The organism is Rothia similimucilaginosa (assembly GCF_029850985.2).
Lineage (GTDB): Bacteria > Actinomycetota > Actinomycetes > Actinomycetales > Micrococcaceae > Rothia.
The window spans coordinates 424,977-450,064 of sequence record NZ_CM138149.1; the positions used below are offsets into that span (position 1 = coordinate 424,977).

The 25,088-nt window shown below is 57.2% G+C and carries 20 protein-coding genes; 15 read left to right on the forward strand and 5 right to left on the reverse strand.

The features are described 5' to 3' along the window. The first annotated feature begins 238 nt into the window (after positions 1–238). Positions 239–892 (forward strand): GNAT family N-acetyltransferase, encoded by a 654-nt coding sequence (locus tag QFX07_RS01835; protein WP_070846809.1) that lies wholly within the window; start codon positions 239–241, stop codon positions 890–892. 102 nt (positions 893–994) lie between these two features. Here QFX07_RS01835 and QFX07_RS01840 read toward each other — a convergent pair whose 3' ends face one another. The 5 genes from QFX07_RS01840 to moaA form a co-directional block, all read right to left on the reverse strand. Next, on the reverse strand, positions 995–2,071 hold the full coding sequence (locus QFX07_RS01840) for a LacI family DNA-binding transcriptional regulator (RefSeq protein WP_279754868.1): 1,077 nt from the start codon (positions 2,069–2,071) through the stop codon (positions 995–997). A gap of 136 nt (positions 2,072–2,207) precedes the next feature. Beyond that, the gene (locus tag QFX07_RS01845) at positions 2,208–3,521 is read right to left on the reverse strand and encodes a molybdopterin molybdotransferase MoeA (RefSeq protein ID WP_279754869.1); all 1,314 of its coding nucleotides are present in this window, start codon (positions 3,519–3,521) and stop codon (positions 2,208–2,210) included. Positions 3,522–3,662: 141 nt separating this feature from the next. Next, complete coding sequence (mobA, locus tag QFX07_RS01850) at positions 3,663–4,361, reverse strand: molybdenum cofactor guanylyltransferase (RefSeq protein WP_279741327.1); 699 nt, start codon at positions 4,359–4,361, stop codon at positions 3,663–3,665. Next, the gene (locus QFX07_RS01855) at positions 4,361–4,627 is read right to left on the reverse strand and encodes a MoaD/ThiS family protein (protein ID WP_279754870.1); all 267 of its coding nucleotides are present in this window, start codon (positions 4,625–4,627) and stop codon (positions 4,361–4,363) included. The genes mobA and QFX07_RS01855 overlap by 1 nt, the downstream gene beginning before the upstream one ends. Before the next feature lie 103 nt (positions 4,628–4,730). Continuing rightward, a complete protein-coding gene (gene moaA / locus QFX07_RS01860) occupies positions 4,731–5,942 on the reverse strand; it encodes a GTP 3',8-cyclase MoaA (RefSeq protein WP_279741324.1) in 1,212 nt (403 codons plus the stop codon). Between the two features lie 228 nt (positions 5,943–6,170). Between moaA and modA the strand changes: the two genes are divergently transcribed. The 14 genes from modA to gcvT all read left to right on the forward strand — a co-directional run bounded on the left by modA (position 6,171) and on the right by gcvT (position 25,066). Further along, positions 6,171–6,971 carry a molybdate ABC transporter substrate-binding protein gene (gene modA, locus QFX07_RS01865; protein ID WP_279754871.1) on the forward strand — a complete coding sequence of 267 codons (801 nt, stop codon included), beginning with the start codon at positions 6,171–6,173 and terminating at the stop codon, positions 6,969–6,971. A gap of 37 nt (positions 6,972–7,008) precedes the next feature. Next, entirely contained in the window at positions 7,009–7,881 is an 873-nt protein-coding gene (locus tag QFX07_RS01870) for an ABC transporter permease (protein ID WP_279791162.1), read from the forward strand. A 124-nt stretch (positions 7,882–8,005) separates the two neighbouring features. Then, entirely contained in the window at positions 8,006–9,385 is a 1,380-nt protein-coding gene (locus QFX07_RS01875; RefSeq protein WP_279754873.1) for a molybdopterin molybdotransferase MoeA, read from the forward strand. A gap of 110 nt (positions 9,386–9,495) precedes the next feature. Then, the gene (gene moaC, locus QFX07_RS01880) at positions 9,496–9,996 is read left to right on the forward strand and encodes a cyclic pyranopterin monophosphate synthase MoaC (protein ID WP_279741317.1); all 501 of its coding nucleotides are present in this window, start codon (positions 9,496–9,498) and stop codon (positions 9,994–9,996) included. 51 nt (positions 9,997–10,047) lie between these two features. Next, entirely contained in the window at positions 10,048–10,566 is a 519-nt protein-coding gene (locus QFX07_RS01885) for a MogA/MoaB family molybdenum cofactor biosynthesis protein (protein WP_279741316.1), read from the forward strand. Beyond that, on the forward strand, positions 10,556–11,062 hold the full coding sequence (locus QFX07_RS01890; protein ID WP_279741314.1) for a molybdenum cofactor biosynthesis protein MoaE: 507 nt from the start codon (positions 10,556–10,558) through the stop codon (positions 11,060–11,062). Before QFX07_RS01885 ends, QFX07_RS01890 begins: the two co-directional genes overlap by 11 nt. A gap of 126 nt (positions 11,063–11,188) precedes the next feature. Then, positions 11,189–12,382 carry a ThiF family adenylyltransferase gene (locus QFX07_RS01895; protein ID WP_279754874.1) on the forward strand — a complete coding sequence of 398 codons (1,194 nt, stop codon included), beginning with the start codon at positions 11,189–11,191 and terminating at the stop codon, positions 12,380–12,382. 78 nt (positions 12,383–12,460) lie between these two features. Then, the gene (locus tag QFX07_RS01900) at positions 12,461–16,180 is read left to right on the forward strand and encodes a nitrate reductase subunit alpha (RefSeq protein WP_279754875.1); all 3,720 of its coding nucleotides are present in this window, start codon (positions 12,461–12,463) and stop codon (positions 16,178–16,180) included. Further along, entirely contained in the window at positions 16,180–17,793 is a 1,614-nt protein-coding gene (gene narH, locus QFX07_RS01905) for a nitrate reductase subunit beta (RefSeq protein WP_279741310.1), read from the forward strand. The genes QFX07_RS01900 and narH overlap by 1 nt, the downstream gene beginning before the upstream one ends. A 3-nt stretch (positions 17,794–17,796) precedes the next feature. Next, positions 17,797–18,537 (forward strand): nitrate reductase molybdenum cofactor assembly chaperone, encoded by a 741-nt coding sequence (gene narJ / locus QFX07_RS01910; RefSeq protein ID WP_279741308.1) that lies wholly within the window; start codon positions 17,797–17,799, stop codon positions 18,535–18,537. Between the two features lie 26 nt (positions 18,538–18,563). Next, on the forward strand, positions 18,564–19,397 hold the full coding sequence (gene narI, locus QFX07_RS01915) for a respiratory nitrate reductase subunit gamma (protein WP_279741306.1): 834 nt from the start codon (positions 18,564–18,566) through the stop codon (positions 19,395–19,397). A gap of 30 nt (positions 19,398–19,427) precedes the next feature. Beyond that, entirely contained in the window at positions 19,428–20,648 is a 1,221-nt protein-coding gene (locus QFX07_RS01920) for an MFS transporter (RefSeq protein WP_279754876.1), read from the forward strand. Between the two features lie 287 nt (positions 20,649–20,935). After that, positions 20,936–23,776, forward strand: coding sequence for an aminomethyl-transferring glycine dehydrogenase (gcvP, locus tag QFX07_RS01925; RefSeq protein WP_459741199.1), 2,841 nt, complete (start codon positions 20,936–20,938; stop codon positions 23,774–23,776). A gap of 171 nt (positions 23,777–23,947) precedes the next feature. After that, entirely contained in the window at positions 23,948–25,066 is a 1,119-nt protein-coding gene (gene gcvT, locus QFX07_RS01930; RefSeq protein ID WP_279754878.1) for a glycine cleavage system aminomethyltransferase GcvT, read from the forward strand. Positions 25,067–25,088: the final 22 nt, after the last annotated feature.

Consider the following 25,088-nt stretch of genomic DNA (forward strand, 5'->3'; position numbering starts at 1 on the left):
TGTACACCCCGTACCGCTCTTCCTAGAGCTGGTGCGGGGTGTTCAATTTTTCCTGCAAAAGCGTGAAAAAAGTGCGTGAATAAATATGCGTAAAAATTATGCATAATGGTGCAATATTAGCTAGCGCACAATGGTGCATGGTCATGAAAAATGTCTTGATAAGGCACAATCTATTAGCCAGGAGTGAATAATCCAGCTAATATTTATGTATAGTTTCAAGCTTTTGTAAAGGGTGAATATGACCTCAGCTTCCTATACCGTCCGCACCGCCGAGCCTCATGAATATGCCGAAGCGCTCGAAGTACTGATTGCCGCATTCGACGGGGATCCCGCCATGATGGCAGTCATCGCAGGCGGTAGCCGCCGACAGGAACTCGCCAGGCTCCGCGCCATCATGACCCTTCAGGTCTACGGCAACTTTTCCGACCGTGGCCGCATCGATATCGGCATCGAAGAATCCACCGGCAAGATCGTAGGCGTCTGCCTCTGGAGCACCCCCGAATCCCACGAAGGTTCCTTCCTGAACGAACTCAAGCAGATTGGCGCCTACTACAAGGCCCTCGGTTGTAAGAGCCTGCTACGGGCAGTCATGATGGAGCTACACCTGCTCAAGTACCGCCCCGCGTACAAGCACTGGTACCTCTTCAACATTGGTGTTCTCGAAGAGTATCGAGGCCGGGGCATTGGCTCCCAGCTACTCGACTACGGTACCGAACGCATCGGCGACTACCCCGCCTACCTCGAAGCATCGACCTACGACAGTGCCCGCCTCTACGAGCGCCGCGGATTCTTCTCCCTCGGCCCGCTCCACGGAATCTTCTCCAAGGCACACGCCGTCGGCATGGTCTACCCCGGCACCGGTCCCACCGAGATTGTGCAGCGCACCTCCTAAACTTCCGGACGCGCGCAGAACCGATAAATGTATATGAAAAATCCGCCCCACCGTGAGCACTCGCACGGTGGGGCGGATTTTTATTGTCAGAAGAGGAGCCTCTTATTGGAGCTCGTCCGGGGCAGAGGTATCAGGCTGAATCTGATCCAGATTCGGGATAGAACGCACCGTCGCCCCCAAATGCAGCTCAACGGGGAGTACGTCCTCGGGTTGGGTAATTGGGGGAGCGGTCTTCTCTGAAGATTCCTCCTGCTGTAGCTCAATGAGCTCCAGTAGACGCTGCGCGGTACGCTTCGCAATACCCTCAATCGGCTGAACCACGGTCGCCAACTCCGGCATGAGCAGCTGAACGCTCTGCGTGCCGTCGTAGCCAATCACCTGGAAATCCTCAGGAACGCGAATACCGCGTGCGCGCGCCCAGCCCAGCGCCAACGCGGCGTAATTATCGTTGGAGGCGAAGACCGCATCCACCGGCTCCGGGCTATCGGCGCGTTCGTCGAGGTAGCGGTAGAGCACCTCACGCTTAATGCCCAGGGAGGGGCGGAAACCCAGCTCCAGGAACTCCGGCATGAGTCCGGCTTCGAGCATTGCCTCACGGTATCCGCGCTGACGCTTATTGTGCTCACCCAGAGTCGACGTCACGTGCACGATATTCTGCGCACCCGTGGCAATCAGATGCTCCGTGGCGGCGCGAGCGCCTCCGTAGTTATCGGAGCGGATATTCGGGTAAAAACCGCTTTCGAGGCGGTCCACGGTCACCAAGGGAGCCTGGGCGTGCGGAATATTCACCAGTGCGTCAGAGTGCGCGCCGCTGATAATGCCGTCCACCTGGTTGGAGAAAAGCATCTCCAAGTAGCGCTTTTCCTGCTCAGGGTGGTCATCGCTATTGCAGAGAATGACGCGGTAGCCTGCCTCGGCAAGGTAACTTTCGAGGCGGTACACCATCTCCCCGTAGAAGGGGTTCGCGACCGTGGGGAAGATGAGGCCCACCATCTGCGAGCGCTGACCCTGCAGGCTGCGGGCGATGGCGTTGGGTCGGTAGCCGAGTTCCCGCATTGCCTCGTGGACCTTGGAGCGGGTGCTTTCGCTGAGGTAGCCGCGATTATTGAGGACGCGGGATACAGTGGTGGGAGAGACACCTGCGCGGGCTGCAACATCGCTGAGTTTGGGCTTAGCCACAGGGGCTCCCTTCGGTGTGCTAAACGATTGACATATCTCTCTACTATACCCTCTCCACAGAATCTACCTGAGCCCAGAAAACATGAAAAAGCGCTTTTCTACTGTGCCTTCCACCCCATCGGTTGGCAACCCCGGTCTACAGTACCGGAATAATCGGCACTCGAGCCCCCACCTCATGGGCAGAACCGCAGACCGAAGAATCATCCAACACCGCACAATGAGTAGCTGCTGCCAACGATGACAACATATGCGATGCTGACTTCGGTAGAGGATACGCCACACCATCACGCACCAACACCGGTAACAGACGAACCCCCGCTGGCTTACGCAAAGTATCAACCGGCTCACCCAAAACAGCCGAATCCAGCTCCGGTAGGGACATGTCCCTCATACCAGCCAAAAGCGGTGGCAAATACGAATACAAAGCCGTGTATGCTGCCAAAGGATTACCCGGCAGACCCAACACAAAACGCTCACGACCAGAATTTGGGCCCGTCTCCGGAACCTGCAAGCGCGCGGCCAAAGCAGGATGACCCGGACGCACATCCACTGACTCAAACAGGTATGTCGCACCCATATCGTTGAGCACCTTACGCACCAAATCAACACCCGAGGTGCTTGACCCGCCTGTAAACACCAGCACACGAGCCGTAGATGTAGCTAAGAACGTGCGGAACTCAGACTCAACATCCGCCAAACGAGTTGAAGGGCGTGCCTCACAGCCTGCAGAAATAATCGCATGCTCCATAAAGCCGCCAAAAGCATCACGCACCTGCCCCGGCGCAGGCACACCAAAGGTAATAACCTCGTTACCCGTAAACGCACAACGCACCGGAATCGGGGCGTACACCGGCAACTCATCAAAACCATTCATGCCCAAAAACGCCGCCATACGCGCAGAAATACGGTCACCATGGCGCGCCAACAACTCGCCACGTTCCAACTCAACACCAGCATGGCGAATATCAGTACCAGGAGCCGGAGTCTCAAAACCCTCCGCCATATCCAGGTAATGAATACTGGACTGAGTCTCCAAATGAGCAGCTACACCAGGGCGAGACGAAGCCTCCGCACCCTCATACAGGCGCGAATGCTCCTCGCGCACAATTGCCTCAGTACCCTCAGGAATCAACCCACCCGTCAGAATCGGGGTGGCTTCCCCCGGTGCAATAGGAACTGTCAGACGGTGAATATTTGCGCGAGAATCCTCCGGATACGCCGGGGTCACCAGACGCCACGGAGGCGTACCCGCCACAGCGTAACCGTCCATCGCCGAAGAGCTGTAGTGGGGCACCGGCATCATCGAATAAACATCATCCGCCAAATAGTGGCCAATCGTCGCCAGCAGCGGTAAAGACTCCGTCTTCACATGGTGAGCAATCTCCAGGCCCTGCTCATGCAAAATCTGGCGGGCCTGCTGCCACGAAACAGAAGGAATATGGTGAGACATCGTACCTCGTAAAAGTGTGTGCGGGACGCGCAACAGCGCGCGAGCTCAAAAACGCTACATGTACACGGCATCTAAAGCCAAGACTTATCACCTAGGGTACTCGTAGTCAGACCCTAATATCACACTGCGGTATCTCAGCTGCTAATAGCTTGACCAGAGCGACGTCGTATAACCCAGCGCCTGCGCCTGCTCCCACGTATCAACATCGGCGGTATCAGCGGCAGACATCTGAACCGCAGTAGGGTTCAGACGACGCAAAAAAGAACGAACAGAAGCGTCGGTGGTGCCGGCCGAAAACACCGAGCGAATCGCCCCAAAACGGTAAATACCAACCAGCGGCTGATAGATACCCTCAGAAACCCCCCAGAAACCTGCCGATGTTTCAGAATCAGTGAGGGAGAGAGCTGACTGTTCTGCATAAGCCTGCTCGACACTCTGCGCCGCAGTGATTAGTTGCTGAACCGCCGGGGCAATACGCGGAGTATCCACACCCAAAATCAGACACCAGTCGGGCACAGGAATCTGCGAGCGCTCACAATCGGCCGCAATACACTCCAAACCGGCATGAATCGCCGCGGCAGGCCCGGAAAACGGCGGATCCTCACGAGTACGTAACACCCCCGACGGCAATGGCAAGCTCTCAGGGCCCACCACCACGCGTGGGGATGCGGCGGCCACCGCCTTCAGAGCACAATCCAGCAGAGTGCTCGTACCATCAGACAAGGATGCCTTCGGCACGTGGTTCAGGCGGCGAGAAGCGCCTCCGGCGACAACGACTGCGGCGCATGAAAAATCGCCCTCAGCGGGAAGTACAGAACCGGGCATCTTATCCGCCCGCATTATCCACCCGCAAAGGGAGGCAGAACGTCCACACGATCGGCATCCTGTAGGGGCGCCTGAGTATCCGAACGGGCACCATTGACCAGGAACGAGCACTGCTCCATCACCTGCGCAAGAGTCAGACCCGAAGGGGTCGTACCCTCCAAACTCTGACCCAGATACTCAATCAGCGCACCAAGAGTCGCAGACGACAGCTGCGCCAGGGGCACCGACAGCTGCGCGATACCCGCCGCTGAACGTGCGGCAGCAAAAAATTGAACCTGCATAATGCTCCTCAATCCTAAGTCAGGGAACAGCCGAAAATCACGGGTGCAAGATGCCGGTAAAAAGCCTTATCCGGCACCTTCGGTTGATGAATCAGCGGTTTTTCTAGCCACCAATAGCGCTCATCGAGCGGCTCGCCTTAGCGAACTCCTCAATATCGAAGTCAGCGTCTTCTTTACCGTGGGCGCGCGGCTTAAACCACATGCCCTCACGCCAACGCAGAGCTAGCTGCTTATCGTTGGCACCAGAACGCAGAAGCTGCATCAAATCGGTCTCGGTGTCGGAGAACAAACAGGAGCGAATCTTACCGTCCGCCGTCAGGCGGGTGCGTGTGCACGCATTGCAGAACGACTCCGTCACCGAGGCAATAATACCCACACGCCCCAGCGACTCGGTATCGTCAGCCGGGAAGCCAGCCTCATCCAGGGCAGTACCGAGCGGGTATACCTCCCACAGCTGGGCGGGGGAGTCGCCACGCGCCTCCGCCACCGAACCCAGAACGTACTCAGCCGAGAGTTTCTCGCGAATTTCAGCGGCAGTAATCGTGCCCTCACGGGTCCAACGGTTATCAGCGTCCAACGGCATCTGCTCAATGAAACGCAGCTGATAGCCGCCCGCCAACGCCCAGCGCAGAAGCTCCGGAGCCTGGTCATCATTCAGACCCGGCATCAGCACAGCATTAATCTTGATGGGCCACAGGCCAGCTTCCGCTGCACCGTCAATACCCTTGAGCACGGCGTCGAGCTTATCTCGGCGGGTCAGCTCGGCAAAGGTCTCACGGCAAATCGTATCCAGAGAAACATTGATACGAGTCAGACCAGCCTCCGCCAGCGCGGAGGCACGCTTCTCCAAACCAATACCGTTCGTCGTAATAGCAAGCGGAACATCCGGATGCGCCTGATGGATGCGGGAAATAATATCCACTAAATCGGCGCGCACCAGCGGCTCGCCACCGGTAAAGCGGATCTCCTCAACGCCCAGCTCAGTAATCGCAATGTCGGCAAGGCGCGCAATCTCCTCGGCGGAGAGCAGATTCTCCTTCGGGAGCCACTGTAAACCATCCGCCGGCATGCAATAAATGCAACGAAGATTACATTTATCGGTCAGAGAGATACGAAGATCAGTCGCCACACGACCCCAACGGTCCAAGAGCGGACCGCTATTCGTAATATTCGGGAGCTTACGCTGTACCTTGACGCCACTCTCAGATTTTTTGGGCGTCACAAAAGCAGCCCCATTATCCTCCGCAGAAGATAAGGTGCTTAACATTGGGCCCGCAATGAGCTCAGAAGAGGCCGAATTTGCCGTGTACGCCATGTAAAACCTATGTGGAAAATTTGCATATTTCAGGTGACAATATGATTATTCCATGTTCCGGCGCCCGGTACATAGTGTGTGCAAGGTAAGTTACAACTGCGCCACCGCAGACCATCACGAGGAAAACAACACGTACAAGCTAGGGACGTACGCAAAACCTCGCACAGAGCCCGGACGGGGAAACACCTCACCACCGCAAGAGTACGAACCACTAAGGAAACAAATTTCATGAAGACCCCCCTCGCAGCTCTCAGTGCGCTCGCTGCTGCAACCCTCGCCCTCACCGGATGCGGCGCCACCCAGGGCTCCTCCTCCGCATCTGCAACGACCAGCCAGACTGCCTCCGGCAAGATTGAGGTCTTTGCCGCAGCCTCCCTGAACAACGCCGGTGCAGACCTCGAAAAGGCGTATGAAGCCGCCAACCCCGGCGTAGACATCACCTTCGTCTACGAAGGCTCCGCAAAGCTCGTCAACCAGATCGAGCAGGGTGCAACCCCCGACCTGCTCATTACCGCAGACACCAAGAACATGGACAAGGCAAAGAAGCTCGACCAGTTCTCCGATTCCGAAACCAACGTTCTGGTCACCAATAAGCTCGTGCTCGTCACCGCCGAAGGTAACCCCGGCAAAATCAACAGCCTCGAAGACCTCAAGACCACCGAAGGTGTCGTCGCCATCTGCAAAGAAGATGTTCCCTGCGGCACCATCGCCCACCAGGAACTGAAGAAGCACGACATTACCCTCAAGAACGCAACCACCGAAAGTAAGGTCACCGACGTAGCAACCAAGGTCACCACCGGCAACGCCGATGCGGGCTTCATCTACACCACTGACCTCGCCGCAGCCAAGAAGAAGGGCGCCAACCTCGGCTCGGTCGAACTAACCGACGTGGAACGCAACGAATACCCCGCAGCGCTGAGCAAGACCGGCTCCTCCTCCGAGACCGCGAAGAAGTTCAACGAATGGTTGAAGAATTCCGACGAGGCGAAGAAGATTCTCACCGAGTACGGCTTCAGCACCGCAAAGTAATTCAACTCAGTAGGGAACAACCCGAGTCTCATCACCCATGACAGACACCACCGCTACCCATCGCAATGCCGGAACCTCACGCACACCCGGAAGCAGACTCTTCGCCTCCGTGCCTGTGCTCTCCCTGGTTCCGGCGTCGCTGGGTATTTTTCTCATTGCCGGACCGCTCCTCGGGCTCTTCCTTAACATCCCCTGGAGCCAGCTCGGTAGTATCTTCACCCCGCAGGTGCTCGGGGCGGCGAATCTCTCCCTTAGCACCGCCGCCGCCTCCACCCTCATCTGCGGGCTTCTCGGTGCGCCTCTGGCGCTTGTGCTCTCCAAAGTGCTCAACCGCTCACGGCTACACCGGTTTGGGTCGGTGCTCTACGCCATCATCTACACCCCGGTCATTCTCTCCCCGGTGGTCTCCGGCCTCGGGCTACTCTTCTTCTGGGGACGCAAAGGCATGATTGGCACCTACCTCTACCAGGCAGGAATCTCCATCCCCTTCACCCCCAACGCGGTAATTATCGCCCAGGTCTTCGTCGCCCTACCCTTCTTCGTTGCCACCGCGGTCACCACCCTGCAGGCTATTCCCCGCGAATACGAAGAAATTGCCCTCGTTGAAGGCGCTAAACCCGCAGAAATCACCTTCAAAGTGCTACTACCCCTCGCCGCTCCCGGTCTCGTTACCGCATTCCTGCTCTCCTTCGCCCGAGCGCTCGGCGAATACGGTGCAACCGTCACCTTCGCTGGTAACGTCCAAGGTAAAACCCAAACTATACCCCTGGCCATCGACCTAGCCATTAACAGCAGCGACATTCCCAGCGCCCTCGGAAGCGCCCTGATTCTCATTAGCCTCTACTTGGGAATCTTCGGGGTCCTCGGCCTAATTCGCGCTCTAAAAAAACTACGCGAAAGCACTCGATAAGCTGCTCCGCCGCTTGCACCGCACGCCACCCGACACACACCGGTCCTTAGGCAAAACTGCATTTACCAGCCCACAAAAACACACCTACACTAGTCATAACCACCGCCGCACGATTGGAATCGCCATGATTTCCCCCGAATTCAACGGAACCCCCAGCACCGAGGAATACCGCGCCTACCTGGCGCTACTGCTGCGTGAAGTCTTCATCGGCACCGCAGAAACGGTTCCCCTCTACCACGCGGCAGGACGCATCCTCGCCCAAGACATCACCGCACGCATGGATGTACCCAGCTTCGACAACTCCCAAATGGACGGCTACGCACTCACCGCCGAAGCTGCAGACCGCGAAGACCGCATCTTCACCGTCGGGCGCGAAATTCCCGCCGGACGCCCCCTCCAGCGTTCCCGATCCTCTGACGACCTGACCTACCCGATCATGACCGGCGCACCCATCCCCAAGGGATACGACGCAGTCATCCCTGTTGAACAGTCCGAACGCATCGAATACCCCAATCTACCCGAATCCTTTGGCCGCTCCAGTGAAAAGGTCAAACTTGCTCCCGGTAAACCCGGACAATTCGTGCGCCGCCGCGGCGAAGATGTCGTCACTGGCCAGGTCCTTGCACGCGCCGGTGAACGCATTACTCCCGCTCTGCTTGGTGCGCTAGCCTCCCAGGGATACGCACGCCTGACCGTCGCGGCGGGTCCCCGTGTGCTCGTGTGCACTGGCGGCGATGAGATTCTCTCCGGCGTTGAAGAAGATGGAAACGCCACCACTCAGGAACTCGCTCAAGGCCAGATTTTTGACGCCAATGGCCCCATGCTCACTGCTATGCTCCGCGAAGATGGCGCTCAAGTACGCCGTATTGCTATCGGTGATGACCCTATTGAGCTACTGCACCGCCTCACGGCAGAATACGAAAGCTTCAAACCGGACATCATCATCACCTCGGGTGGTATCAGCCACGGCAAGTATGAGGTGGTCCGCAACGCCATCGCCAAGGTGCACGAAGCGGACATTCTGGTGCCCGTCTCTTGGTTTGGACACGTCAGCCAACAGCCCGGCGGCCCCCAAGGCGTGAACCTGCTCGACTTCAAGGGGCACCGTGTGCCCATGATTTCCTTCCCCGGAAACCCAGTGAGCACGCTCATCTCGTACGCGCTAATTCTGCGCCCTTACTTGCGTGCCGGCGGCCCCTACGGTGTGCCCTACGCGGTTGCCTCCGAACAAGCGACCTTGAATAACGCACCGCGAGGCGTGCTCGTCACCGAAACCCCGCTTACCGCTCCGGCGACCAAGCGCCAGTTCCTGCGCGGCACCCTCGCCATGGTCGAGGTCGAGCCCGGAACCTACCGGGTGGAGCTCTATCCGGACGTCCTCTCAGGCTCGCATCTGCTGCACCGCGCAGCACAAGCAGATGTGCTCATTGAGCTGGCACCCGGAACTACCTACACCGGGGGAGAGGCAGTACCCTACCACCGTATTCGCCTCACCGATCACTAGCGAAATACCCCCCCCGCATTGTTCCTTGCGTGAACGACAAGGAATAATTGAGACTCATACTAAGTAATGATTCGCGGCAGAAGAATACCGCGCAGAAGCCAGGAGAAACGATGACCTCTACCTCGCAGCCCAACCAGGAACTGACCCACGTGCGCGCCGACGGCTCAGCACACATGGTGGACGTTACGGAGAAGTCGGTCACCACCCGCACTGCCCTGGCTGAGGCAATCGTACGCACCCGCGAAGACGTTATCGCCATGATTTTTGACGCTGACCTTCCCAAGGGTGATGCGCTTCCGGTTGCACGTGTTGCCGGCATCATGGGCGCTAAGCGCACCCCGGAAATCATTCCCCTCTGTCACCCGCTGCCCCTGGGCAAGATTACGGTGGACTTTGAGCGCGGCACCGACTTCGTGCGTATTGAGGCTTCAGTGAAGACCCGTGGCGTCACCGGCGTGGAGATGGAAGCACTGACCGCCGTTTCCTCGGCGGCACTGACTGTTTTCGATATGATCAAGGCAGTCGATAAGTACGCCGTCATCACCGACATTCGTGTTCTGGAGAAGAGCGGCGGCAAGTCCGGCGACTGGTCCGTCTGCAAGGACTCCTAAGCTGCGGCGGCGCACCCCCCGTCACCTGACAGATATAGAAAAGGAATTCCAATGAGTAGCGAAGACTACACCATGCAGGAGAACCTCACCGGCCTGGTTATTGTCGCCTCCACCCGCGCAGCCCGCGGCGTATATGAGGATAAGTCCGGCCCTATCGCTGTGGAGTGGTTGCGCTCGCGCGGCTTTGACACCCCGGACGCAGTGGTCATTGAAGACCGCGATATTATCGAGTACTTCAACGCCTTAGTGGCCGAGGGTAAGAAGAACGGTAACCTGCCGACGTTCATTCTGACCAGCGGTGGTACCGGTCTGAACTCTGACGACCAGACCGTGGAGGCGGTTCGCCCCCACCTGGATAAGGAAGTGCCCGGCATTATGCATGCCTTCTGGATGAACGGTCTGAAAAATGTTCCCGCGGCGGTGCTTTCACGCGGCGTGGCGGGCGTGATTGACCGTACCTTCGTGATGACTCTGCCCGGTTCGCGCGGTGGCGTGAAGGACGGCGTGGCAACCCTCGATCCGCTCGTTGAGCACATTTGCCGTCAGATGGAGGACTACCATGACCACTAAGTCGCAGAACGAAGAATCACTGGACCACTCGGGCGCGCACGGTGCCGAGCCGAGCGGCTCGACCGTGGTGTTCACCGATATTACGGAGGCGCCCCTGGAACCGCTGTACGCGGCGGCTAAAGCTGAGGTCATGACTGATGCCATGGGTGCCCTGGTAATTTTTGACGGCATTGTGCGCAACCATGATCACGGTAGCGCGGTGCGTGGGTTGTCCTATAGCGCGCATCCGCAGGCTCGTGAGTATATTGCGGAGGTTGCCGCCGAGGTTGCTACCGAGCTGGACGGTGTACGTCTGTGGGCTGTGCACCGTGTGGGTCCGATTGCTATTGGCGAGTCGGCTCTGACCGTAATGGCGGCAGCGGCTCACCGTGGCCGTGCATTTGATGCCTGCGAGCTGGTGGCTGATCGGGTGAAGGCTCGTGTGCCGATTTGGAAGGAACAGGAACTGCTCGATGGAAGCATCGAGTGGGTTGGTGTGGATACTTCGCCTGCTTAGCCTTCTGAATATTCTGAATATAAGCCTGTCAGGGGGATTTCTCTCGGGCAGGCTTATTCTCCTTGATGCTTGGATCCCTAATAAAGTTCAAGCCACCTCTACTATTTGATGCGAGGAACCCCCCCCATGTCTTCTCACACCTCTCGTAGCGCGAGCGAGCTCTCTGCCGCTGAGCGTGCGTTCTACTCTCGTCAGCTGATTCTGCCCGAAATGGGGTATGAGGCTCAGCTGGCACTCAAGGGTGCACGTGTTGTGGTGTTGGGCGCTGGTGGTTTGGGTGCTCCCGCGCTGTTGTACCTGGCGGGTGCTGGTGTCGGTCAGATTGTGGTGGTTGATGATGACGTCGTGGATGATTCGAATCTGCACCGCCAGGTGATTCATACGCACGCCAGGGTGGGTAATTCTAAGGCTGAGTCTGCCGCTGAGTCTTTGCGCTCGCTAAATCCTTTTATTGAGGTTGTACCGGTGCGTGAGCGTTTGACAGAGGCGAATGTTGATGCGCTTTTGTCTGACGCTGATTTGGTGCTGGATGGTAGCGATAATTTTGAATCGCGTTATGTGGTGTCGGCGGCGGCTGCGCGTGCTGGGATTGCGCATGTGTGGGCTGCGATTCTTGGTTTCGATGCGCAGTTGAGTGTGTTTTGGGCGGGGCACGGTCCGGTATATGAGGATTTGTACCCTCATGCTCCTGCTGCCGGTAGTGTGCCTTCGTGTAGTACCGCTGGTGTGGTGGGTGCTATGGCTGGTGTGGTGGGTGCTGCTATGGCTATGGAGGCAGTGAAGCTGCTGACCGGGGTGGGGGAGCCGCTCATGGGTGAGGTTGGCCTATATTCGGCGTTAAGTGGGAGGTGGGAATATATACCTCTTGTGGCTAGTGTGCAAGCTGTACCTAAGAAAAGTGTCGTTTTGTCCCAAGAAACGAGTTATATGCCCAAAAATTCTGTAACAATTCGTAATATTTCTCAGGATTTTGCTAGCTCTTCGACGGATTCGATGCCTCGTCCCATAAGTGCCCAGGACTTTAAAAAGCTGTTATCGGATGAAAATATTGCCCTTTTGGACGTTCGTGAGCAGGTGGAATTCAAAGCTTTTGCTATTGAAGGCGCTATTAATCTTCCTCTGACTGAGTTGCTGGAGGCCAGTCGAAATAGTGGTTTAAAGGCCCTGATTGAGCGTAAAATTCCCACAAACGCCCAGGAAATCGTTATTTACTGCACCGGATACACTCGAACGGTTGAGGCAGCTCGTGAAATAGCGCCCCTGGAGGAGCGTTCTGTGTACATGCTTGAGGGTGGAATTTCCGCCTGGCTTACGGTCTAAAACACCCTTATTTTGCATGAATTAGGCAAGGTTTTTATCTCGTATTTTCCATGCCAAATTTCCGATATATTGGGCAGTATGGAACAAGCATCACAGATTAAGGGCCCGGACGGCCCCCTTACCGATCAGCTGATCAAGTTCGGTAAGTTCTTCTCCCGCTGGGATGAGACTGAAGACGGCCGCGCCGTCTTCCGTGAAGGCGGCCGCGAAGGTGACGCCTTCTACCGCGACCGTTGGAGCCACGATAAGGAAGTTCGCTCTACCCACGGCGTGAACTGCACCGGCTCCTGCTCCTGGAAGGTGTACGTCAAGGACGGCATTATCACCTGGGAAGCACAGGAAACCGACTACCCCTCGGTTGGTCCCGACCGCCCCGAGTACGAGCCCCGTGGTTGCCCCCGCGGTGCATCATTCTCGTGGTACACCTACTCTCCCACTCGCGTTAAATACCCCTACGTTCGCGGTCTCCTGCTGGAGATGTACCGCGAAGCGAAGGCAATCCATAACGATCCCGTGGACGCCTTCCACTCCATCGTGTCCGACCCCGCCAAGCGTGCACGCTACGTGAACGCACGCGGTAAGGGTGGTCTGGTGCGCTCGACCTGGGCTGAGGCTCTCGAGCTGATGGCGGCTGCTCACGTGCACACCATCAAGTACTACGGCCCCGACCGTAACACCGGCTTCACCCCGATTCCGGCAATGTCCATGACCTCCTTCAGTGCGGGTGTTCGCTACATCCAGCTGACCGGTGGCGTGATGACCAGCTTCTACGACTGGTACGCCGACCTTCCCGTGGCTTCCCCGCAGGTCTTCGGCGACCAGACCGATGTGCCCGAGTCTGGCGACTGGTGGGACGCTGCATACCTCATCATGTGGGGTGCAAACGTTCCGCTGACCCGTACCCCGGATGCTCACTGGGTCTCCGAGGTCCGCTACCGCGGTACCAAGGTTGTCACCGTGAGCCCCGACTACGCCGATAACACCAAGTTCGCTGACGAGTGGCTGCCCGCCCAGGCAGGTACCGACGCAGCACTGGCTATGGCGATGGGCCACGTTATCCTCAAGGAGAACTACGTCGACCAGCGTGTCGAGTTCTTCGAGGACTTCTCCCTGACATACACCGACCTTCCCTTCCTGGTCACCCTGGAAACCCGTGAGGACGGCGTGAAGGTCCCCTCCAAGTTCCTGACCGCAGCAAAGCTCGCTGGTGAGGCTGAGCAGCCGAACGCTGACTTTAAGCCCGTGCTGATGGACCGCGAGACCGGTGAGGTCTTCGTGCCCAACGGCACCATGGGTCACCGTTACGCTCAGGAAGACCAGGGCAGGTGGAACCTGGATCTGCAGGGTCGTAAGCCGATTCTGTCGATTCGCGACCTGCCCCAGGGCCAGACAGCAGCTGCAGAGATTAAGATGCCGACCTTCGATAACCCGAAGGGTCACGGCGACGTCATTACCCGCGGTGTGCCTGTAGCATACGTTGAAGGCCACGAAGTCACCACTGTCTTCGACATCATGCTGGCACAGTACGGTGTGGGCCGCGAGGGCCTGCCCGGTACCTGGGCTAAGGACTACGAGGACTGGAACGTTCAGAACACCCCGGCATGGCAGGAGCAGATTACTTCTGTCCCCGCCGAGGCTGTTATCCGCGTTGCCCGCGAGTTCGCTAAGAGCGCCCTGGATTCCGGTGGCCGCTCCATGATTATCTTCGGTGCAGGTATCTGCCAGTGGTACCACGCTGACACCACCTACCGCGCTATCCTCGCCTTGCTGAACCTGACCGGTTCCCAGGGCCGTAACGGTGGCGGTTGGGCTCACTACGTGGGCCAGGAGAAGGCACGTCCGCTGACTGGTCTGACCAACATTGCTAACGCTCTGGACTGGAGCCGTCCGCCGCGTCACATGATCGGTACCGGCTTCTGGTACATGCACACTGACCAGTTCCGTCAGGATGCATACTCCACCGATTACCTGCAGTCCCCGCTGGCTAAGGGTGAGTTGCGCGATGTTCACACTGCTGACGTTGTGGCACGCTCCGTGCGCATGGGCTGGATGCCGTTCTTCCCGCAGTTCCCCGAGAACTCGCTGGAACTGGCTGATAAGGCAGAGCAGGCAGTGGCACGCGGCGAGGCTTCCTCGAACGCGGACTACATTGCACAGCGCCTGAACTCCGGTGACTTGGAGTTCTCCGTTGAGGACGTCGACAACCCCATCAACTGGCCTCGTACCCTGACCCTGTGGCGTTCGAACCTGTTCGGTTCCTCCGCTAAGGGTGAGAGCTACTTCCTGAAGCACCTGGTCGGTAGCATGGACAACGTTCAGGGTTCCGACTCGGAGAAGCACCCGAACGAAGTGAAGTGGGTCGACGACGCACCTCAGGGCAAGCTGGATCTGCTGGTCACCTCGGACTTCCGTATGACCTCCTCGACCCTGCTGTCTGACATCGTTCTGCCGACTGCTACCTGGTACGAGAAGCACGATATCTCCTCGACCGATATGCACCCGTTCCTGCACGCGTTCTCCCCGGCAATTGATCCGCCGTGGGAGGCAAAGACCGACCACGAGACCTTCAAGGCTCTGGCATACGAGTTCACTCGCCTGGCTAAGAAGCACCTCGGCGTCCGCAAGGACATCGTTTCGGTTCCGCTGCTGCACGACACTCCCGGCCAGATTGCTCAGCCTGGCGGTCACGCACCCGACTGGAAGAACACCCCCGGTATGGTGGGCGTGCCCGGCAAGAACATGCCGAACTTCGTCACCGTCGAGCGTGACTACGGCGCACTGTACGATATGTACACCACCGTTGGCCCGCTGTTCGATAAGCTCGGTGCCACCACCAAGTTCATCACTTACGATCTGAAGGACGAAGTCGCGAAGATGGCTAAGGAATTCGGTGTGATGGACTCCGGTAAGGGCGCAGGCCGTCCGGCACTGGATACCGACGTGAAGATTTCTGAAGCAATCCTCATGATTTCCGGTACCTCTAACGGTGAGGTTGCTGTTAAGGGCTTCAAGGAGCTCGAGAAGCAGACCGGTCTGCACCTGATGGACCTGGCAGAAGGTAACGAGGAACGTCGTATTACCTTCCCCATGACCCAGGCCGCACCGCAGCCCGTGATGACTTCCCCCGAGTGGTCCGGTTCGGAGACCGGTGGTCGCCGATACGCTCCGTTTACCGTCAACATCGAGAAGAAGAAGCCGTTCCACACTCTGACCGGCCGTATGCACTTCTTCCTCGACCATGACTGGATGCACGAAATGGGCGAGGCTCTGCCGATTTACCGTCCGCCGCTGGATATGACTGGCCTGTACAACGAGCCTGAGCTCGGTACTACCGACGGTGTTTCAGTTGCTGTTCGCTACCTGACCCCGCACAATAAGTGGGCAATTCACTCGCAGTACTTCGACAACCACTACATGCTCAGCATGTTCCGTGGCGGTCCGACTGCATGGATGAGCCCGCAGGATGCTGAGAAGATTGGCGTCAAGGACGGCGAGTGGATTGAGTGTGTGAACACCAACGGTGTCTTCGTGGGCCGTGCGGTTGTTTCGCACCGTATGCCCGAGGGCGTCTGCTTCGTTTACCACGCTCAGGAGCGTATGGTTAGCCCGAAGTCTGAAGTCACCGGTAAGCGCGGTGGTATTCACAACTCGGTGACCCGTATTCTTCTGAAGCCCACCCACATGATTGGTGGCTACGCTCACCAGGCGTTCGCCTTCAACTATCTTGGACCGACCGGTAACCAGCGAGACATCGTCTCGTACATCCGTCGCCGTAAGTCCCAGGAGGTAACTTTCTAATGCGCGTTATGGCACAAGTTGCTATGGTGATGGCGCTCGATAAGTGCATCGGCTGCCACACCTGCTCCGTGACCTGTAAGCAGGCATGGACGAACCGAGCCGGTACCGAATACGTCTGGTTCAACAATGTTGAGACTCGTCCCGGTCAGGGTTACCCCCGCCGTTACGAGGATCAGGAGAAGTGGAAGGGCGGCTGGGTGCTGAACAAGCGCGGTCGTCTGGAGCTCAAGAGCGGTAACCGCTTCCAGAAGCTCTTCACGATTTTCGCTTCCCCGATTCAGCCCGAGCTGAACGACTACTACGAGCCCTGGACCTACGACTACCAGAACCTGACCAGTGCTCCTCTGGGTGATGATTTCCCGGCTGCTAAGCCGGTCTCCCTCATCACCGGTGAGGACACCAAGGTTGAGTGGGGTATGAACTGGGACGACAACCTGGCTGGTGCGACCGAGTACGGTCATCTGGACCCGCTGGTGGAGAAGGTTCGTAAGAAGGCTGAGGACAAGATTAAGTTCGAGTTCGAGCAGACCTTCATGTTCTACCTGCCTCGTATTTGTGAGCACTGCTTGAACCCCTCCTGCATGGCTTCTTGCCCCTCCGGCGCTATCTACAAGCGCGCTGAGGACGGTATCGTGCTGGTTGACCAGGACCGTTGCCGTGGTTGGCGTCAGTGCATCACCGGCTGCCCCTACAAGAAGGTGTACTTCAACCACAAGACGGGTAAGGCTGAGAAGTGTACCTTCTGCTACCCCCGTATTGAGGCTGGTATCCCGACTGTATGTGCTGAGACCTGTGTTGGTCGTATGCGCTACATCGGCATCTTCCTCTACGACGCAGACCGCGTGACTGAAGCTGCTTCGGTTGAGGATGAGAAGGACCTCTACGAGGCTCAGCTGTCGCTGATGCTTGATCCTTCGGATCCTGCTGTGATTGAGCAGGCTCGTAAGAACGACATCCCCGATGCGTGGATTACTGCGGCTCAGAAGTCGCCCGTGTACAAGCTGGCGAAGGAGTGGAAGGTGGCTCTGCCCCTGCACCCCGAGTACCGCACCATGCCCATGGTTTGGTACGTACCCCCGCTGTCTCCGATTGTTGACCTGCTCAAGGAGCAGGGCCACGATGCGGAGAACAGCAACAACCTGTTCGGTGCTATTGAGTCTCTCCGTATTCCGGTTGAGTACCTTGCTGAGCTGTTCACCGCAGGCGACACTGAGGTTATTACTAACGTTCTGCGCCGCCTGGCTGCGATGCGTTCGTACATGCGTGATATCAACCTCGGTGGCGAAGGCAACGAAGAGATTGCTCAGGCTGTTGGTATGACCGGTCAGCAGGTGTACGAGATGTACCGCCTGATGGCTATCGCTAAGTACAACGAGCGTTACGTCATTCCGAAGGCTCACATGGAGGACGCCCACAACCTTGAGGAAATGGGTTGCTCCCTGAGCGTGGATGGCGGACCCGGCATGTACGGCGATGCGTTCAACGACATGGAGGGTCGCCCGACTCCCGTGTCCACCGGTGTCTACGAGGCTAACAACAAGGTTAGCTTGTTCAGCTGGGACGGTTCTTCCCGTCCTGATGGCCTCTTCCCGAACACCACCGGAAAGAAGTAATAAGTGGCTGGATTCTTTTCCAAGCTCATGGGCAAAGCCAGTTCCGAGGCTGCTGTCTCGGAGCCGGCTCAGCCGGAGAACCCGTTCGATATCGATTACGGTCCCGGCGAGGATATGGACTCGGTAATCTACCAGGTGAGCGGTATGCTCCTGGGCTACCCCGATGAGGAAACTCTGAAGGTTCTGCCTGAACTGGTGGAGATTACCGCTTCCACCCAGAATGAGGCTTTCATTGCTGCCGTTGATGCGGTTCAGCAGTGGCTGACTTCTAAAGACCTGGAGGATGTGCAGTCCGAGTACGTGCAGGAATACGACCTTTCGCGTCGTCATTCTCTGCACCTGTCCTACTGGACCGATGGTGATACCCGCCGCCGTGGTGAGACTCTTCTGCGTTTTAAGCAGATGTACCGCGACTCCGGTATGTTGACCGTTTTGAACGGTGAGCTTCCGGACTACCTGCCGCTGGTGCTGGAGTTTTGTGCGTTGGTGGATCGCCGTAAGGGCCGTTCCGCTTTGCAGGCGTACCGTCCGTCCCTTGAGCTTCTTCGTCTGTCCATGAAGGACGGAAATCTGCCCCACTACGGGTTGTTGCAGAGCATCTGCGATACCCTTCCTGGCGTCTCTCCGGAGACTCAGGAGGAGGTTCAGAAGATGGCTGGCTACGGCCCTCCCGTCGAGACCGTTGGCTTGAATGGTTACGCTGATCATCAGCTGCTCCAGCAGGCTTCGGCTCGTTCTAACTAGTTTTATCCCTTGTGAGGAGACAACACGTGTACGTACTTGCTTCTGAGAACGCAGGACATGCTGCACAGGCTGTAACCGATCCGGGTATTGTGGACATCCTGCTGTGGGGCGTTCTGCCCTATGTTGCGCTGGTGGTTCTGATTGGTGGCACCATCTGGCGTTACCGTACTGACCAGTTCGGATGGACTACCCGCTCGTCCCAGGTCTATGAATCGAAGCTGCTGCGCATCGCTTCGCCCCTGTTCCATTACGGTCTTGCGGCCGTTTTCCTTGGTCACGTTGGTGGCCTGGTGGTTCCCAAGTCGTTTACCGACCTGTTCTTGTCGGAAGATGCTTACCACATGACGGCGCTGGTTGCAGGTTCTGCAGCAGCGATTGCGACCATTATTGGTATGTTCATTCTGATTGGTCGCCGTGCTTCGAACTCTCGTGTTCGTTCGGCTACCACTCGTAATGACGTCCTAATGTATGTCGTTTTGGTTCTAGTGATTCTCGCTGGCACTGCGGCTACTCTGCTTTCGGCTGTGAACCCCTCGGGCGGTTTGCCTCCGGTGAATGGTCACGAGGTTCACTTCAACTACCGTGAGACCATCGCTGTTTGGTTCCGTTCGCTGTTCTACTTCCACCCTGAGGTAGCTTTGATGGTGAATATTCCCGTGGCTTTCAAGATTCACATCGTGGTGGCTATGGTTCTGTTCATCATTTGGCCGTTTACCCGCCTGGTGCACGCACTGACTGTGCCCCTGCACTACCTCTTCCGCCCCTACACCGTGTACCGCTCTCGTGGCGGCCAGCGTGTTGGTGCACGTCGAGGTTGGGATCCGGTTGGTACTCTCCCGCGTGAGCGCGCCGACCGCTAATACACATATCCATATTGCAAAAGAGGAAATATGAGCACCCCTGCTGCACCGAGCTACGACCTGAAGAATGGTCAGCTCCGTAACGTTCTGCTTGCAACCTTCGCCTCTACCATTGGTTTCTGGGCGTGGACCGTTGTTGGCCCGCTGGCCAAGATGTATGCAAAGCAGATGCACCTGGACGCTGGTATGACCAGCCTTCTGGTTGCTATGCCGATTTTCATCGGCGCTATCGGCCGTATTCCCGTTGGTGGTCTGACCGACCGCTACGGTGGTCGTATTATGTTCACCGTTGTTCTGGCGATTAGCGCACCCCTGGTCTTCCTGGTTGGTGTTGCTGGTCAGATGAATTCGCTGCCCATGTTGCTTGTTGTGGCATTCTTCCTGGGTATTGCGGGTACCGTGTTCGCTGTAGGTATTCCCTTCAGCTCCGCATGGTATGACGCTTCCAAGAAGGGTTTTGCGACCGGTGTGTTCGGTGCCGGCATGGTGGGTACTGCAATTTCTGCATTCGCTACCCCCCGCCTGGTGCAGGGTATTGGTTACTTCCAGACTCATGTTCTGATTGCTGTTATCTGTGCTGTAACCGCTGCTATTTCTTTCTTCTTCCTGAAAGACTCTCCGGCAACCATCGGCCGTGAGGTTACTCCGCTGATGCCGAAGATTGTTCAGGCATTCAAGGTGAAGACCACTTGGCAGCTGGGCTTCCTCTACGCTGTTGTGTTCGGTGCGTTCGTGGCATTCTCGAACTACCTGCCCACTTACCTGAGCAACATCTACAGCTTCAACGCTAACGACGCTGGTATGCGTGCGGCTGGCTTCGTGGCTGCTACCGTGATTGCTCGTCCCTTCGGTGGTGTTCTGGCTGATAAGTTCGGTCCGAAGATTATCTCCCTCATCTCCCTGGGCGGTGTGGTGATTCTGGCAGTTATTACCGCGTTCCAGCCTGATGCTGAGCACGTGTATGGTGCTGTCTTCATCCTGATGGGTGCTCTTCTGGGTCTGGGCCACGGCTCGGTCTTCGGCTGGGTGGCTCGTGCAGCTGATCCGAAGAACGTTGGTGCGGTGTCCGGTGTGGTTGCTGCTGCTGGCGCTCTGGGTGGTTTCTTCCCGCCGCTGGTGATGGGTGCAACCTACAACCAGGCTGAGAACAACTACTTCATCGGTCTGATGTTGCTGGCTGTGACTGCGGCTCTGGCTTTCCTGTCGGCATTCCTGGTGCCGCACGGTGGCAAGCCTGACCACGCTAAGTAGGGTCTTCTAATACATCCTTCTGTGGGATGTACTGTGAAGTTTGCTTTGATTGCGTCCGGTTCGTTTTCTCTTCGGAGAGAACGAGCCGGGCTCTGTGCGTTTCTGCTGTTTTTCGTCTAGCAGGGGGAGGGGGTTTAGCGGGGCAGACGACTTTGATGTTTAGGTATGTCGAATGTTGGTAAAGCTGGCGAAACTTCATGGAGATGTGGGACACTTAAGATGTTCGACTCGTCGCAATAATGCGACGTGACCCCTCTACGGTTTGCGCCGACCAATAGGAGAACCCTATGTCCTTTATTGATCGTCATCTCGGCCCCCGTTCCGCAGACGCAGAGCAGATGCTCGAAACCCTGGGATACTCTTCCCTGGATGCGCTGATGGACGCTGTTGTCCCCTCCCAGATCCGCCTTGACGGCGATCTGCAGCTGCCTGCTCCGCTGTCGGAGCATGAGGCTCAGGCAAAGATTGCCGGCTATGCAGCGAAGAATAAGGTTCTTGCCCAGATGATTGGTGCCGGATACTACGATGCTGTAACTCCCGCGGTTCTGCGCCGCAATATTCTGGAAAACCCCGGTTTCTACACTTCTTACACCCCGTACCAGGCTGAGATTTCTCAGGGCCGTCTGGAGGCTCTGCTGAACTTCCAGAACACCGTGATGGAGCTGACCGGCCTGGAGATTGCAAACTCCTCCCTGCTGGATGAGGCTTCTGCTGTAGCTGAAGCAGCTGTCATGATGCACCGTGCAAACCGCAAGGTGAAGAACGGCTTCTTCGCCATTGACTCCCGTTGCCTGCCTCAGGTTATTTCGGTGACTCGTGGCCGCGCAGAGATGCTCGGCATTCCTTTTGTGATTACTGACTTCTCCGAGGGCCTGCCTGAGGGCGATTTGTACGGCATTATCTTGGCGTACCCTAGTAATGAAGGCGAGATTCGCGATATTGAGCCGCTGATTAAGGCCGCTAAGGAGCGTAACGCTCTGGTCACCGTTGCTGCTGACCTGCTGGCTCTGACCCTGCTGAAGTCCCCGGGTGAGCTGGGCGCTGATATCGCTGTGGGTAACACTCAGCGTTTCGGTCTGCCCTTCTTCTTCGGCGGTCCGCACGCTGCGTACATGGCTGTTCACAAGGGTATGGAGCGCACTATGCCTGGCCGTCTGGTGGGTGTTTCTAAGGACTCTGCTGGTAAGCCCGCGTACCGTCTGGCTCTGCAGACTCGTGAGCAGCATATCCGCCGTGAGAAGGCTACCTCTAATATTTGTACTGCTCAGGCTCTGCTGGCGATTGTTGCTGGCGCTTACGCGATGTACCACGGTCCTGAGGGTCTGCGCGCTATCGCGAACCGTCTGCACACCAACGCGGCTCGTGTTGCTACTGCGCTGAAGGCAGCAGGTTACGGTATTGCTCACGACACTTTCTTCGACACCGTCGTGGTGGAGGCTGCTGGCCGTGCCGATGAGCTGGTTGCGAAGGCTCTGGAAGCTGGCGTGAACATCCGCCGCTTCGACGAGAACCGTGTTGGTATCTCTGTGGGTGAGTCTCACGGTGAGGAACTGCTCAAGAGCCTGGTTGAGGCTCTGGGCGGCACCCTGGGCGAGGCAGATGCACAGTATGATCTGCCCGCTGAGCTGCTGCGTACCGATGACTACATGCAGCACCCGATTTTCCACAAGTACCGTTCTGAGACCGAGATGATGCGCTACCTGCGTCACCTCGCTGATAAGGACCTGGCGCTTGACCGCACCATGATTCCGCTGGGTTCGTGCACCATGAAGCTGAATGCAGCGGCTGAGATGGAGCCTATCTCCTGGCCTGAGTTCGCAAACATTCACCCGCTGGTCCCGGAGGACCAGGCTGTGGGCTGGCACGAGTTGATTAAGGACCTGAGCGAGTGGCTGGTTGCTATTACCGGTTATGATGCTATCTCCTTGCAGCCGAACTCGGGTGCAACCGGTGAGTACGCTGGTCTGCGCGCTATCCGTTCCTTCCACGAGGCTAATGGTGACCACGAGCGTGACACTGTACTGATTCCGCTGTCTGCTCACGGTACCAACGCAGCATCTGCCGCTCTGGCTGGTCTGAAGGTTGCCGGTGTGGCAACTGCGGCTGACGGTTCGATTGATGTTGACGACCTGAAGGTAAAGATTGAGAAGTACGGCCCCAAGGTTGCCGGCATCATGATTACCTACCCCTCTACCCACGGTGTGTTTGAGGAGCAGGTTGCTGAGGTCTGCCAGTTGGTTCACGAGGCAGGTGGCCAGGTATACCTGGATGGTGCGAACCTGAACGCTCAGATGGGCTTCGCTCAGCCCGGTAAGTTTGGTGGCGATGTTTCGCACCTGAACCTGCACAAGACCTTCTCCATTCCTCATGGCGGCGGCGGCCCCGGTGTGGGCCCTCTGGCTGTTCGTGAGCACTTGGCGAAGTTCCTGCCCGGTGACGCATACCATGCTGATGCTGAGGGTAAGCTCCCCAATGACGCTGCACTGCCGATTTCGCAGGCGTTCTTCGGTTCTGCAGGCGTTCTGCCGATTAGCTGGATGTACATTGCGATGACTGGTGCTCAGGGTCTGAAGGACTCTTCGCAGTACGCGGTTCTGAACGCTAACTACATTGCGAAGAAGCTCAATGACAAGTACCCGGTGCTGTACACCGGCCCCGGCGGTCTGGTCGCTCACGAGTGCATCCTGGACTTGCGTCAGCTGACCGATCAGACTCACGTGACTGCTGAGGATGTCTGCAAGCGTCTGATGGACTTCGGCTTCCACGCTCCGACCCTGGCGTTCCCGGTTCCGGGCACCCTGATGGTTGAGCCGACTGAGTCTGAGTCGAAGGAAGAATTGGACCGCTTTATTGAGGCAATGGAGACCATCTACGACGAGATCATCGAGGTGGCTGAGGGTAAGGTCGCTGTGGAGGATTCGGTTCTGCGCAACGCACCGCACACCGTTGATGTGGTGAGTGCCGATGAGTGGGATCGCCCCTACAGCCGTACCCAGGCAGCTTTCCCGGTCCCGAGTCTGCGTGCTAATAAGTACTTCACTTCGGTGGGTCGTATCGACGGCGCTGGCGGTGACCGTAACTTCGTGTGCGAATGCCCCCCGATGGAGGCTTTCGACCTGGAAGCATAAGGAGCCTATAACGCTCCTGGGTAGACTGTAGCGGTCTACCTGCCTCACCCGTTCTCAGATTTCTGGGGCGGGTGGGGGTCGCCTCCGCAGCGTATCTCGTGTCTGTGGGGGTGAATGAAATCTATGACGATTGAACGATAACAGCACAAGGCTGTGCGTGAGGAGAATCTAATGTCCCCTAAGAAGACCTCTCTGTACTCTGTCCACGAGAAGCTTGGTGCTTCTTTCACCGACTTTGGCGGCTGGGATATGCCCCTGAAGTACGCTAATGACGTTGCTGAGCATGAGGCTGTCCGTACTAGTGCCGGTATTTTCGACTTGTCTCATATGGGTGAGTTCCGCGTGACCGGTCCGGATGCGGGCGCGTTCCTGGATTACGCTCTGGTGTCGAATATGTCCATCCTGAAGGTTGGTAAGGCAAAGTACTCGATCCTGGTCAACGACAAGGGCGGCGTGATTGACGACCTGATTACTTACCGTCTGGGCGATGAAGAGTTCCTAGTTGTTCCGAATGCTTCGAATATTGAGACTGACTTTGCGGCGATGAGCGAGCGCCTGGGTGATTTCAATGTTGAGTTTGTGAATGAGTCGGAGCAGACTTCTCTGGTGGCTGTTCAGGGTCCTCGTGCTGAGGAGATTCTGCTGGCTGCTGGCATGTCTGATGATGAGGCTGTCCGTGAGCTGAAGTACTACGCTTCGGTACCGCTGACTGTTGCCGGCGTTGATGTTTTGCTGGCTCGTACCGGTTACACCGGTGAGGATGGCTTCGAGCTGTTCGTTCCGAATGAGAACGCTGTTGAGCTGTGGGATAAGCTGGCTGCTGCTGGTGAGCCTTTCGGTATGATTCCTGCCGGTTTGGCTTCTCGTGACTCCCTGCGTCTTGAGGCTGGTATGCCGCTGTACGGTCACGAGCTGGGTCTTGAGATTACTCCGTTTGAGTCCGGTTTGGGCCGCCTGGTTGAGATTGCTCTGGAGAAGAAGGCTACTAACTTTGTGGGTCGTGAAGCTCTGACTGAGTTGGCTAAGAATGAGTCGAAGCGTATCCTGGTTGGTCTGAAGGCTCAGGCGAAACGTCCTGCTCGTGCCGGTTCTAAGCTGGTGGACGCTGAAGGTAATGAGATTGGTGAGGTTACCTCCGGTATTCCTTCCCCGACTTTGGGTTTCCCGATTGCTATGGCACTGGTGAACCGTGAGTTCTCTGAGGTTGGCTCTACTGTGGATGTTGATATCCGCGGTAAGCGTGCTCCGTTTGATGTTGTGGCTCTGCCGTTCTACAAGCGTGAGAAGTAAGAGTTTTTCTGCAGATAATCTG